Source organism: Kitasatospora sp. NPDC091276, assembly GCF_040684355.1.
Lineage (GTDB): Bacteria > Actinomycetota > Actinomycetes > Streptomycetales > Streptomycetaceae > Kitasatospora.
The window spans coordinates 1-14,000 of record NZ_JBFBFU010000031.1 but is presented as its reverse complement, the minus strand read 5'-3'; the positions used below and the strand labels follow the sequence as shown (position 1 = coordinate 14,000).

Sequence of the window (14,000 nt, the reverse complement as noted above, 5' to 3'; positions counted from 1 at the left end):
CATGGACGTTCAGGGCGTGATGACGGAGCTGCACGGCATCCTCGGCACCGAGGGGCTGGAGCGGGTCGAGGAGTGCCTGCGCATCCTCACCGGCGAGCAGGCCCCGGAGTACCTGCACGACGACCAGGAGCCGACCCGGCTGTTCTTCCCCGGGATCAGCGCCCTGCCCTGGCACGACACCGCCGAACTGCCCTGGGTGGCCCGGATGGAGGAGGCGTACGACCGGATCAAGGCCGAGTTCCTGGAGCTGCGCGCCGAGCAGGCCCGCTTCGCCCCGTACGAGGACCTGTACACCAAGGAGCTCGGCTGGCAGGGCTGGGACACCTACCAGCTGTACCGCAACGGCAGCTGGCGCGACGAGGTCCTGGAGCGCTGCCCCGAGACCCACGCCGCCGTCTCGGCGAGCCCGCACGGGCCGCGCGACGGCATGTTCACCATCCTCAACCCCGGCGTGCACATCACCCCGCACACCGGCGGCGTGAACCTGCTGCTGACCGCGCACCTGCCGCTGATCGTGCCGCCCGGCTGCGCCATCAAGGTCGGCGACGACGAGCGGGGCTGGGAGGAGGGCAAGGTGATCCTCTTCGACGACAGCTTCATCCACGAGGCCTGGAACAAGGGCACCCAGCAGCGCGCCGTCCTGCTCTGGGACGTCTGGCACCCGGAGCTGACGCCCGTCGAGGTCCGGGCCCTGGAGTTCCTGATGCCCCGTTTCCAGCGCTACCTCATGGCGGTCTGAGCCGCACGGCGGCCCTGAACCCCATGGCGGTCTGAGCCCCGGCCGCGTACCCGGTCCTGCCCGCCCCGCCGCGCGCGGAGCCCACCTCACCCACGGAGAACACCTTGAACGCACAGCCGGTCATTCCCGACGAGGCCGAGACCGACGGCCGGGTCGCCGTCGTCGGCCTCTCGGGCCGCTTCCCCGGAGCCGATTCCGTCGACGCGCTGTGGGAGCTGCTGGCCTCCGGCACCGAGGCGATCAGCCGGTTCGGCCCCGAGGAGCTGCGGGCCGCCGGGGTGCCGGACGGCGAGGCCGGCAAGCCCGGGTACGTGGCCGCCAAGGGCGTGCTGGCGGATGTCGCCGGCTTCGACTCCCAGCTGTTCGGCTACAACGCGCTGGAGGCCTCGGTCATCGACCCGCAGCAGCGGATCTTCCTCGAATGCGCCTGGGAGGCGCTGGAGGACGCCGGCTGCGACCCCGACCGGGCGCGCGGGCCGATCGCGGTCTACGCCGGGTCGCTGCTGAGCACCTACCTGATCCACAACCTGCTGCCGCGCACCGACCTGCGGGACTCCCTCGGCGTGCCGATGCTCTTCCAGGGCAACCAGCCCGACCAGCTGGCCCCCCGCGCCGCGTACAAGCTCAACCTGCGCGGCCCGGCGGTCAGCGTGCAGACCGCCTGCTCGACCTCGCTGGTCGCGGTGCACCTCGCGGTGCAGAGCCTGCTGTCCGAGGAGTGCGACCTCGCGCTCGCCGGCGGCGTCACCGTCACCGTGCCGCACCGCTCCGGCTACCTGCCGGTGCCCGGCGGCATCGAGTCCCCGGACGGGCACTGCCGGCCCTTCGGCGCCGAGGCGGCCGGCACGGTCTTCGGCAACGGCGCGGGCGTCGTGGTGCTCAAGCGCCTCGCCGACGCGCTCGCCGACGGCGACCGGGTGCACGCCGTCATCCTCGGCTCGGCCGTCAACAACGACGGCGCGAACAAGGCGGGTTACACCGCCCCGGGGGTCGCCGGCCAGACCGCCGTGATCCGCGAGGCGCTGTCCGTCGCGGGCGTCGCCCCGGACAGCATCGGCTACGTCGAGGCACACGGCACCGGCACCCCGATCGGCGACCCGATCGAGGTCGAGGCGCTCACCGCCGCCTTCCGCGCCGAGCAGGACGCCGACGACAGGTCGGCCACCGGTTGGTGCGGCCTGGGCTCGGTCAAGTCCAACCTCGGCCACCTGGACACCGCCGCCGGCGTCACCGGCCTGATCAAGGCCATCCTGACGGTGCGCGGCGGCCGGATCCCGGCGAGCCTGCACGCCGAGGCCGTCAACCCCGAACTCGGCCTCGCCGACAGCCCGTTCTTCGTCCCGGCCGGCCTCACCGACTGGCCGGTCGCCGACGGCCCGCGCCGGGCCGCCGTCAGTGCCTTCGGCATCGGCGGCACCAACGCGCACGTGATCCTGGAGCAGGCCCCCGAGCCGGCCCCGCGCGAGGCCGCCGCACCGGGCGCCGTCCCCGTCGCCCTGCCGCTGTCGGCCCGCACCGCCGCCGCGCTGGACGCCGCCGCCGAGCGGCTGGCCGACGACCTCGCCGCCCACCCGGACCGCCCGCTGGCCGACGTCGCCCGCACCCTGCGCACCGGCCGCCGCCAGCTGGTCCAGCGCCGCGTCGTGGTCGCGGACGACACCGCCGCCGCCGTGGCCGCGCTGCGCGGCGCCGGCCGCCGGGAGTCGGTCCGGGCCCGCGCCGGGCAGGGCGCCGCCCCCGTCGCCTTCCTGCTGCCCGGCCAGGGCGCGCAGTACCCGGGCATGGCCCTGGGCCTGCACCGGGCGCACCCGGTGTTCCGGGCCGCCCTGGACGAGGCCGCCGCCCTGCTGCGCCCGCACCTGGGCCTCGACCTGGTCGAGCTGCTGCGCGGCGGCGACGCCGACCTGCTGCGCCGCAGCTCCGTCACCCAGCCCGCCGTGCTGGCGGTCGGCCACGCCACGGCCGCGCTGTGGCGGCACTGGGGCGTGCGCCCGGCGGCGCTGCTGGGCCACAGCCTCGGCGAGTACACCGCGGCGCTGCTCTCCGGCGTCCTCGACCTGCCCGGGGCGCTCGCCCTGGTCGCCGCCCGCGGCCGGCTGATGGAGCAGACCGCGCCCGGCGCGATGCTGGCCGTCCCGCTGGACGAGGCGGCCGCGGCCGACCTCGCCGCCGCGCACGGCCTGGACCTCGCCGCCGTCAACGGACCGGGCGCCTCGGTGCTGTCCGGCAGCCCCGAGGCCGTCGAGCGGGCCGCCGCCGAGCTGGGCGAGCGGGGCCTGCGCGCCCTGCGCCTGCCGGTGGAGCGGGCGTTCCACAGCGCCCTGTGCGCGCCCGCCGCCGAGCAGTTCGCGGCCGAGCTCGCCGAGGTCACGCTGCACGAGCCCACCGTGCCGTTCCTGTCCAACCTCACCGGCGACTGGATCACCCCCGAGCAGGCCACCGACCCCGGCTACTGGGTGCGCCAGATGCTCGCCCCGGTGCGCTTCCACGACGGGCTCACCCGCCTGGCGGCGCTCGACGAGCGGATGGTGCTGGTGGAGACCGGCCCCGGCAGCGTGCTGACCGACCTGGCCCGCGCCGCCGCCGAGGGCACCGCCGGGCCGCGGCTCGCCCTGCCGCCGCTGCCCACCCGCGGGCGGCGCGGCGCCGAGGACGAGCCCGGCAGCGCCGTCCTCGCGCTCGGCAGCCTGTGGGCGCACGGCGCCGCCGTCGACTGGGAGCCCGTCGACGCCGACGCCCGCCCCGCCGACCTGCCCGGCTACCCGTTCGAGCGGCTCCCGCACTGGATCGAGCCCGCCGTCCCCGGCCGGGCGCCCGCCACCGCGCTGCCCGCCGCGGACCTCGACGCCGTCCACGCGACCGTCGACTGGCGCCCGCTCGCCGAGGCCCCCGGGGACGACCCGCTGGCCGGCCGCCGCCAGACCTGGCTGGTCCTGCTGGACCGGGCCGCCGCCGCCCAGCCCCTGGTGGAACTGCTGACCGCGCGCGGCCAGATCGTCACCACCGTCCAGCCCGGCCCGGCCTACCGCCGGGTGCGCCGCGGCGTCTACGAGCTCGACCCCGCCGACCCGGCCCAGTACGCGAAGCTGCTGGCCGACCTGCGCGGCCTGGTCCGCACGCCCACCGCCGTCCTGTACGCCTGGGGCCTGGACGAGACGCCGGACGAGACCGCCGGCTACTTCGGCCTGGTCCACCTCGCCCGGGCGATGTCCGCCGAGAGCGTGCTGAACGAGGTCCGGCTCGGCGTCGTGACCGCCGGGGCCTTCCCGGCCGCCCCCGGCGAACAGCCCCGGCCCGCCGCGGCCCTGCTCAGCGGCCCGGTCCAGGTGCTCGGCGAGGAGTACCGCAACCTGCGCTGCACCCAGGTCGACCTCGCCGTCGGCGCCGCGCTCGACGAGGCCGCCGCCGACGCGGTGGTGCGCGCCGTGCTCACCGGCCCGGCCCGGCTGCTCGCCCTGCGCGAGGGCGCCCTGCTCACCCGCACCGTCGAGCCCGCCGAGCGCCCCGTCCCGACCGCCCCGGCCCGGGTGCGGGCCGGCAGCACCTGGCTGCTCACCGGCGGCCTCGGCGGGATCGGCCTGACCCTCGCCCGGGCCCTGGCCCGGGCCGGCGCCGCCCGGCTCGTCCTGCTCGGCCGCGGCGCCGCCGACGAGGCCGCGCTCGCCACAGTGCGCGAGAGCGGCGCCGAGGTGCTGGCCGTCCAGGCCGACGTCACCGACGCCGAATCGCTGGACCGGGCGCTGGAACAGGCCCGTTCGGCCTTCGGCCGGATCGACGGCGTCGTCCACGCGGCCGGCGTGCCCGGCGGCGGCTCCATCGAGCTGCGCTCCGACGACAGCATGCGCACGGTCCTCGCCCCGAAGACCGCCGGCCTGCGCCACCTGCTCGCCGCGCTGCGGCCCGGGGAGGCCGAGGTACTGGTGCTCTGCTCCTCGCTCGCCACCCTGATCCCGACCTACGGCCAGGCCGACTACGCGGCCGCCAACGCCTACCTCGCCGCCGTCGCGGAGGCCGAGGCCGCGCGCGGCGAGCGCCACGCGGTGGCCGTCGACTGGGACATGTGGGCCGGCGTCGGCATGGCCAGCCGGGCCGAGGTCCCCGAGGCCCTGCGGGCCTTCCAGGCCGACATGCTGGCCGGCGCGCTCACCCCCGAGCAGGGCGCCCGCGCCTTCGCCGCCCTGCTGGAGGGCCCGCCCGGACGGGCCGTGGTGGCCCGGGCCGGCGCCGCGATCGCGGACGGCACGCTGCGCACCTCCGCCGCCCCGGCCGCCGAGGCCCCCCGGACGGCGGCCCTGCCCCGCCCCGAGCTCGCCACGCCGTACACCGCCCCGGCCACCCCGACCGAGGAGCGCCTGGCCGAGATCTACGCCGAGCTGCTCGGCCTCGACCGGGTCGGGGTGGACGACGACTTCCTGGAGCTCGGCGGGCACTCGCTGCTGGCCGCCCAGATCGCGGCCCGGCTGCGGGCCGAGTTCGAGGTCGACGTCCCCGCCCGGGTCTTCTTCGAGGGCGGCCGCGTCGCCGACCTCGCCACCGAGATCGAAGACCGCATCCTCGCCGACCTGGAGAACCAGTGACCAACCCCGCAGGCCGCCGCGAGGACCGCCTCGCCCGGCTCACCCCCGAGCAGCGCGCCGCCTTCGAGGCGCGCGCCCGGGGCCGCGCAGGCACCACCCCGGCCGCCACGGCCGGCCCCGCCGCCACCGCCCCCGCCGTGCCGCCGCGCGACCCGGCGCTGCCGGCGCCGCTGTCCTTCGGCCAGGAGCGGCTCTGGTTCCTGGAGCAGCTCACCCCCGGGCTCGGGGTGTTCAACGAGTACGTGGGCCTGCGCCTGAGCGGCCCGCTGGACGTCGCCGCGCTGGAGGCCGCGCTGGATGGCCTGGTGGAGCGGCACGAGGCGCTGCGCACCGTCATCGCCGCCGGCCAGGACGGCCCGGTGCAGCGGGTGCTGGAGCGCACCGCCCCGGTGCTGCGGGTGGTCGAGCCGGCCGGCGGCGAGGCCGGCTGGAGCGAGGCCGAGGAGCGCGCGCTGGCCGAGCGGGAGGCGGCCCTGCCGTTCGACCTGGAGCACGGCCCGCTGCTGCGCGCCCTGCTGATCCGCTCCGCGCCCGAGCGCGCCCTGCTGGTCGTGGTCAACCACCACCTGGTCGGCGACGCCTGGTCCCGCGCGGTGCTCGTGGAGGAGCTCTGCGCCCGCTACCGGGCCTTCCGCGAGGGCGGCCCGGCCCCCGAGCCGCTCGCCGTGCAGTACGCCGACTGGGCGCAGTGGCAGCGCCGCGAACTCACCGACACCGCGCTGGCCGAGCCGCTCGGCTACTGGCGCGAGCGGCTGGAGGGCGCCCCGCACGTCCTGGAGCTGACCACCGACCGGCCCCGGCCGGCCGTGCCCGGCCACCGGGGCGGCCGGGTGCACTTCACCCTGGACGCCGCCACCACCGAGGCCGTGGAGGGCGCGGCCCGGGCGGCCCGGGCCACCCCGTTCATGGTCACGCTGGCCGCCTGGCAAGCCGTCCTGATGCGCCACTCCGGCCAGCAGGACGTCGTGGTCGGCGTGCCCACCGCGGGCCGCGACCGGCCCGAACTCGCCGGGCTCGTCGGCATGTTCGTCAACAGCCTGGTGCTGCGCTCGGACCTCTCCGGCGACCCGACCTTCGGCGAACTGCTCGGCCGGGTGCGGGAGACCTCGCTCGGCGCGCTGGCCCACGCCCAGGTGCCCTTCGAGCGCCTGGTCCGCGAGCTGCGCCCGGACCGCGACCTCAGCCACGCCCCGCTCTACCAGGTCCAGTTCGGCTACCGCAACGTCCCCGCCCCCGACATCGCCCTGCCCGGCGTCACGGTCGAGCTGGTCGAGCTGGACAACGGCCTGTGTCGCACCGACCTGAGCCTGGAACTCGCCCGTGACGGCGAACTCACGGCAGGCGTCTGCGAGTTCAGCGGCGACCTGTTCGACGACGACACCGTGCGCACGCTGACCGAGGCGCTTCAGCGGGTGCTGGCCCGCGGCGCCGCCGACCCCGGACTGCGGCTCTCCGAACTGCTCGCGCTCACCCCCGTCGAGCAGGCCCTGCTGGCCTCGGCCGGCGACGGCCCGGCGCTGCCCGCGGACGCGCCGGACGTCGTGACGGCCTTCGCCGAGGCCGTGCGCACCCGCCCGGACGCCGAGGCCGTGCTGCCCGGCGGCCGCCCGGATCAGGCCCTCACCTTCGCCCGACTGGACGCCCGGGTCGACGAGTTGCTCGCCCGGCTCCAGGCCGCCGGGGTGCGCCCCGGCGACCGGGTCGGCCTGTGCCTGCGCCGCGGCACCGACCTGCCCGCCGCCATGCTCGCCGTGCTCCGGGCCGGCGCCGCCTACCTGCCGCTCGACCCGGACTACCCGGCGGCCCGGCTGCGCCACGTGGTCGAGGACGCCGAGCCCGCCGTGGTCGTGGTGCACGCCGCGACCCGGGACGCCGCGCCCGCCGGCGCCCCGCTGCTCGACCTCGACGCCCCGGCCGAGTCCGCCGGACCCGCGCCCACAGCCGCACCCGTGGATCCGGACGCCCCCGCGTACGTCATCCACACCTCCGGCTCGACCGGCCGCCCCAAGGGCGTCGTCGTGCTGCGCCGCAACCTCACCGCCTTCCTGGCGGCGATGGACCGCGTGCTGGCGGACGACGGGGAGCCCGCCACCTGGCTGGCCGTCACCAGCGTCTCCTTCGACATCTCCGTCCTGGAACTGCTCTGGACGCTCAGCCGGGGCCACCGCGTCGTGGTCAACCCCGACCCCGGCACGGCGGCCCCCGCCCCGGCCGCACCGGCCTCGCAGGACGCCCCGGCCGTCCCCGAGTTCAGCCTCTTCTACTTCGCCAGCGACACCGCCGGCGCCGAGCCCGGCCCCGACCAGTACCGGCTGCTGCTGGACGGCGCCCGCTTCGCCGACACCAACGGCTTCTCCGCCGTCTGGCTGCCCGAGCGGCACTTCCACGCCTTCGGCGGGCCGTTCCCGGCCCCCTCGGTGCTGGCCGCCGCGATCGCCCAGGCCACCGAGCGGATCGGGATCCGGGCCGGCAGCGTGGTGCTGCCGCTGCACCACCCCGTCCGGGTCGCCGAGGAGTGGTCGGTCGTCGACAACCTGTCCGGCGGGCGGGTCGGGCTCTCCTTCGCCTCGGGCTGGCACGCGGACGACTTCGTCCTCGCCAAGGACGCCTACCAGGACCGCCAGGCGCTCACCGTCAGCGGGATCGAGCAGGTGCGCCGGCTGTGGCGCGGCGAGCGGCTCCCCTTCGAGGGGCCCGGCGGCCGCACCGTCGACGTCCAGGTGCTGCCCCGCCCCGTCCAGGCCGAGCTGCCGTACTGGCTCACCTCCTCGGGCAACCCCGAGACCTGTCGGACGGCCGGCCGGGTCGGCGCCCGGCTGCTGACCCACCTGCTGGGCCAGAGCGTCGAGGAACTCGGCGAGAAGATCGCCCTCTACCGGGAGGCCTGGCACGAGGCCGGCCACCCGGGCGAGCCGCACGTGACCCTGATGCTGCACAGCTACGTCGGCGCGGACGCCGCCGACGTCCGGGCGCACGCCTGGCAGCCGTTCCGCGACTACCTGCGCAGCTCGGTCGGCCTGATCGAGAACCTGGCCCGCGGCCTCGGCATGGACGTGCGCAGCAGCGACTTCACCGCGGAGGACCAGGAGGCCCTGCTCGACCACGCCTGCGCCCGCTACCTGGGCCACGGCTCGCTGATCGGCACCGCCGAGGAGTGCCTGCCGCTGGTGCACCGGCTGGCCGCGGCCGGCGTGGACGAGATCGGCTGCCTGGTCGACTTCGGCGTCGACACCGGCGTCGCGCTGGCCGCCCTGCCCCGGCTGGCCGAGCTGCGCCGCACCGCGGCCGCCGCACCGGCCCCCGCCCCGGCCGCCCTCGCGGTCGCGGCCGACACCGAGCTGACGGCGCTGGTGCGCGCCCACGGCGTCACCCACCTGCAGTGCACCCCCTCGCGGGCCCGCACCCTGCTCGACGAGGCCGACCCGCAGGCCCTGCGCGGCCTGCGGCAGCTGCTGCTCGGCGGCGAGGCCCTCGACGCCGAGCTGGTGCGCCGGCTGGCCGAGCACCTCGGCGGCCCGATCCGCAACATGTACGGGCCGACCGAGACGACCGTCTGGTCCACCACCGCCGTGGTCGACCCGGCCGAGGGCCTGGTCACCATCGGCGGCCCGATCGCCGGCACCACCGTGCGCGTCCTCGACCCGTACGGGCGGCGGGTGCCCGTCGGCGTGCCGGGCGAACTCCTGATCGGCGGCGCCGGGGTGACGGCCGGCTACCTCGGGCTGCCCCGGCTCACCGACGAACGCTTCGTCGCGGACCCCGAGGCGACCGACCCCGCCTCGGCAAGCCCCGGGTCGGCCGGCTCCGAGTCGGCCGGCCCGGGCTCGGCCGACCCCGCCGCCCGGCTGTACCGCACCGGCGACCTCGTCCGCACCCTGCCCGACGGCCGCCTCCAGTACCTCTCGCGCAACGACCACCAGGTCAAGATCCGCGGCTTCCGGATCGAGACCGGCGAAGTCGAGGCCGCACTCACCGCGCTGCCCGGCATCCGCCAGTGCGTGGTCACCGCCTACGGCCTGGGCACCGCCCGGGCCGCGCTGGCCGCCTACCTGGTGCCCGAGGACCCGGCCGCGCCGCCCGCCCCGGCCGAGCTGCGGGCCGCCCTGGCCGGGCAGCTGCCGGGCTTCCTGATCCCGTCCCGGTTCATCCCGCTCGACGCGCTGCCGCTCACGAGCAACGGCAAGGTCGACCGCGCGGCGCTGCCCGCCCCCGAGACCGTCCCCGCCGCCGGCCGCGACCGCACCGCGCCCGCCACGCCGACCGAGGAGCGGATCGCCGCGATCTGGCGCGAGGCCCTGACGCTCGACGAGGTCGGCACCGAGGAGGACTTCTTCGAGCTCGGCGGCCACTCCCTGCTGGCCGCCCGGATGGTCGCCGGGATCCGCCGCGACCTGGACGTCCAGCTGCCGCTGCGCACCCTGTTCGACTCGCCGACCGTCGCCGCCCTCGCCCGGGCCGTGGACGCGCTGGGCGCCGGCGGGGCCACCGCGGCGCCCGCCGAACCGGTCGAGCTGCTGCCCGACCCGGCCCACCGCCACGAGCCCTTCCCGCTGACGGACGTGCAGCGCGCGTACTGGATCGGCCGCAGCGGCGCCGTCGGCGGCGACGTCGCCTGCCACCTCTACCTCGAAGTGGACGTCGCCGACGTCGACCCGCTGCGCCTCCAGGACGCCTGGCAGGCCCTGGTGCGGCGGCACGACGCGCTGCGCCTGGTCTTCGCCGAGGACGGCACCCAGCGCATCCTGCCCGAGGTGCCCGCGTACCAGCTGGCCGTCGAGGACCTGCGCGGGCTGCCGGAGCCCGAGCGGGCCGCCGCCCTCGCCGGGACCCGCGCCCGGATGTCGCACCAGGTGCTGCCCGCCGACACCTGGCCGCTGTTCGAGCTGCACGCCAGCCGGACCGGGGGCACCGACGCCCGGCTGCACCTGAGCATCGACACCCTGATCGCCGACGGCGGCAGCGTGCAGATCCTGCTGCGCGAGCTGCTGGCGATCTACCAGGGCTCGCTCGACCCGCGTCCGATGGAGCTCTCGTTCCGCGACTACGTGCTGGCCGAGCGGACCCGCCGCGAGGGCCCCGCGCTGCAACGCGACCTCGACTACTGGCACGGCCGCCTGGAGACCCTGCCGCCCGCCCCCGCGCTGCCGCTGGCGCGGCGTCCCGAGGAGCTGACGCAGACCAGGTTCCACCGCCGCGAGGCGCACCTGCCCGCCGAGCTGTGGGAGCGGCTGAAGAGCCGGGCCGCCGCCGGCCGGGTCACGCCCTCGGCGCTCGCCCTGGCCGCCTACGCCACCGTGCTCGGCACCTGGGCGGCGGCCGACCGCTTCACCCTCAACCTGACGCTGTTCAACCGCGTCGGCGACCACCCCGACCTGGCCGCCATGGTCGGCGACTTCACCGCGCTCAGCCTCTTCGAGGTGGACGGCGCGACCGCCGGCTCCTTCGCCGAGCGGGCCCGCCGGCTCCAGGACCGGCTCTGGGAGGACCTGGACCACCAGCTGGTCAGCGGCGTGCGGGTCGGCGGCGACCTGGCCCGCCGGCGCGGGGTGGCCGACGCCGCCATGCCGGTCGTCTTCACCAGCGAGCTCGGCGCCGGCGAGGTCGGCGGCAGCCGGGTGCTGCGGGAGCTCGGCGCCAAGGTCGCCCACACCATCACCCAGACCCCCCAGGTCTGGCTGGACCACCAGATCTCCGAGGACGAGGGCCGGCTGCGGCTGACCTGGGACGCCGTCGAGGAGCTCTTCCCCGAGGGCCTGCTCGACGCGATGTTCGAGGCCTACACCGGCCTGCTCACCGCCCTCGCCGAGCGGCCCGACGCCTGGACGGACCCGTACCTGGCCGCCCTGCCCGCCGCCCACGCCGAGGCCTACCGCGCGCTCAACGCCACGGACGGCCCGCGGCCCGACGGGCTGCTGCACGAGCCGTTCCTCGCCCAGGCGCGCACCGCCCCCGAGCGGACCGCCGTGGTCTCCGCCACCGGCACCGTGACCTACGGCGAGCTGGAGCGCGCCTCCGCCGCCGTGGCCCACGCGCTGCGCGGGGCCGGCGTCGGCCCCGGCGACCTGGTCGGCGTGCGCGCCGACCGGGGCTGGGAGCAGGTCGCGGCCGCGATCGGCGTGATCCGGGCCGGCGGCGCCTACCTGCCGCTGGACGCCGGCCTGCCGGCCGCCCGCGTCGCCCGCTCGCTCGAACACGCCGGCGCCACCGCGCTGCTCGCCCGGGAGTCCTGGGACGCGGCCGGCGCGGTGCCGGCCGGGGTCACCCTGCTGGGCTTCGAACAGGCGCTGGCCGCCCCGGCCGGCGCCGAGCCGGCCCCGGTGCCCACCACCCCGGCGGACCTCGCGTACGTCATCTACACCTCGGGCTCCACCGGTGACCCCAAGGGCGTGATGATCGACCACCGCGGCGCGCTCAACACCGTGGTGGACGTCAACGACCGGTTCCGGGTCGGCCCCGCCGACCGCGTCCTCGGCCTCTCCTCGCTCGGCTTCGACCTCTCGGTGTACGACCTGTTCGGCACCCTCGCCGCCGGCGCCGCGCTGGTGCTGGTCGGGCCCGGGGAGGAGCGCGACCCCGCACGCTGGTCCCGGCTGGTCGCCGAGCACGGCGTCACCGTCTGGAACTCCGTCCCCGCGCTGATGGAGATGCTGCTCGCGTACGCCGGCGGCAACCCCGCCGCCGACCTGGAGTCGCTGCGCCTGGTCATGCTCAGCGGCGACTGGATCCCCGTCGGCATGCCCGACCACGTCCGCGCGCTGTCGCCCAAGGCCGAGGTGATCAGCCTGGGCGGCGCCACCGAGGCGTCGATCTGGTCCGTGCTGCACCCGATCGGCGCGGTCGAGCCGGGCCGCCCGAGCATCCCGTACGGGCGGCCGATGCGGAACCAGGGCATGGTCGTCCTGGACGAGGCCTTCCGGCCGCGCCCGGTCGGCGTCGCCGGCGCCCTGTTCATCACCGGCGTGGGCCTGGCCGTCGGGTACCGCAACGCCCCCGAGCTCACCGCCCGGGCGTTCCCGACCCACCCGGTCACCGGGGAGCGCCTGTACCGCACCGGCGACCTGGCCCGGCTGCTGCCCGACGGCGAGCTGGAGTTCCTCGGCCGGGAGGACTGCCAGGTCAAGGTGCGCGGCATGCGCATCGAGCTGGGCGAGATCGAATCGGCGCTGGTCCGGATGGACGGCGTCCGGGAGGCGGCGGCGCTGGTCGAGGGCAACGGGCTCGACGCCCGGCTCGCGGCCTTCGTGGTCCGCGAGGCCGCCCGGCCGCAGCCCGCCGCCCCCGCTCCCGCGGCGGCCCCGGCCCTGGACGCCGAGCGGGTCCGCCGGCTGGAGGCGCGGCTGCGCCAGCCCGGCCGCCGCGCCGACCTGGCGGGCCGTGAGGTCCTGCCCTTCGCCCTGCCGACCGACACCCTGGACCTGCGCCGGGCCGCCGCCCTGCGCGGCGCCGCCACCGGTTTCGCCGACGCCCCCGTGCGGCTGGCCGACCTGCACGCGCTGCTGACCGTGCTCGCCCGCCAGGACGAGGACGGCGTGCCCCGGTACGCCTACGGCTCGGCCGGCGGCCTGTACCCGGTGCAGACCTACCTGGCCGTCGCCCCCGGCAGGGTGGCGGGCCTGCCGGCCGGCACCTACTACGTCGACCCGGCCGGGCCGGCACTGGTCGCCCTCGACGGCGCACCGGGCTCGGCCCGGGCGCTGGACCGGGCGCTCTACAGCGAGGCCAACGGGCCGCTGCTCGACCAGGCCGGCTTCGCCGTCTTCCTGGTCTCCCGGACCGCCGCGATCGCCCCGGTGTACGGCGAACTCGCCGACCGCTTCTGCCTGTTGGAGGCCGGGGCGATGGCACAGCTGCTGCGCCACCGCGCCGCCGACTGCGCGGTGGCGCTCTGCCCGATCGGCGACGTCTTCCCGGAGCCGCTGCGCGAGGCGCTGCGGCTGGAGGAGGGCCAGCGCGTGCTGCACACGCTCGTCGGCGGCCGGCCGCTGAACGCGGCCGCCGAGGAGCCCGGCTCCGGCACCGACTGGACGGCCGCGCTGCGCGACGCGCTCGCCGAGCGGCTGCCCGGCTACATGGTTCCGCAGCGGGTGCGGGCGGTCGAGGCGCTGCCGCTGTCCGCCAACGGCAAGGTCGACCGGGCGGCGCTCGCCCGGCTGGGCGCCGCGGTGCCCGCCCCCGCCGTCGTCTCCGCCGTCCCCGTCGCCCCCGCCCTCGCGGCGGCACCGGCGGCACCGGCGGCGCGACCGGTGGCGCACCGGCCGAGCGCGCTCGGCGCGATGGAGCGGCTCACCGAGCTGTGGCGGGAGGTGATGGACGGGGCGGAGGTCGGCGTCGACACCAACTTCTTCGAGGCCGGCGCCAACTCCATCCACCTGGTCCGGGTCCAGCGGCGGATCGCCGAGGACTTCGGGCAGGAGCTCTCGGTGGTCGAGATGTTCGACCGGCCGACCATCCGTCACCTGGCCGAGCTGCTGGACCGGCCGGCCGCCGCCCCGGCGCCGCAGGCGCTACCGGCCGCATCGGCACCCGAGCCCGCCTCGGGCACGGCCGGACCCGACACCGCCGCATCCGACACCGCGCAGCCCGCCGGCGGCCCACCCTGCCGTGCAAGGCCAACCTGCTCACCCGGATCAACGGCCTGGACGAACTGGTCGGCCCGGTCGCCACCCAGTCCGTCTACGTGGACA

General features: G+C 77.2%; 3 protein-coding genes. All 3 read left to right on the top strand.

What is annotated here, in order from left to right; all coding sequences use genetic code 11:
• Position 1: 1 nt before the first annotated feature.
• Positions 2–739, top strand: coding sequence for an aspartyl/asparaginyl beta-hydroxylase domain-containing protein (locus AB0O19_RS30675; RefSeq protein WP_331744769.1), 738 nt, complete (start codon positions 2–4; stop codon positions 737–739).
• Positions 740–843: 104 nt separating this feature from the next.
• Positions 844–5,316, top strand: coding sequence for an SDR family NAD(P)-dependent oxidoreductase (locus AB0O19_RS30670; protein ID WP_363624214.1), 4,473 nt, complete (start codon positions 844–846; stop codon positions 5,314–5,316).
• Positions 5,313–14,000 (top strand): amino acid adenylation domain-containing protein (locus AB0O19_RS30665; RefSeq protein ID WP_363624212.1); only part of this gene is annotated, 8,688 nt, incomplete at its 3' end. The genes AB0O19_RS30670 and AB0O19_RS30665, both read left to right, overlap by 4 nt.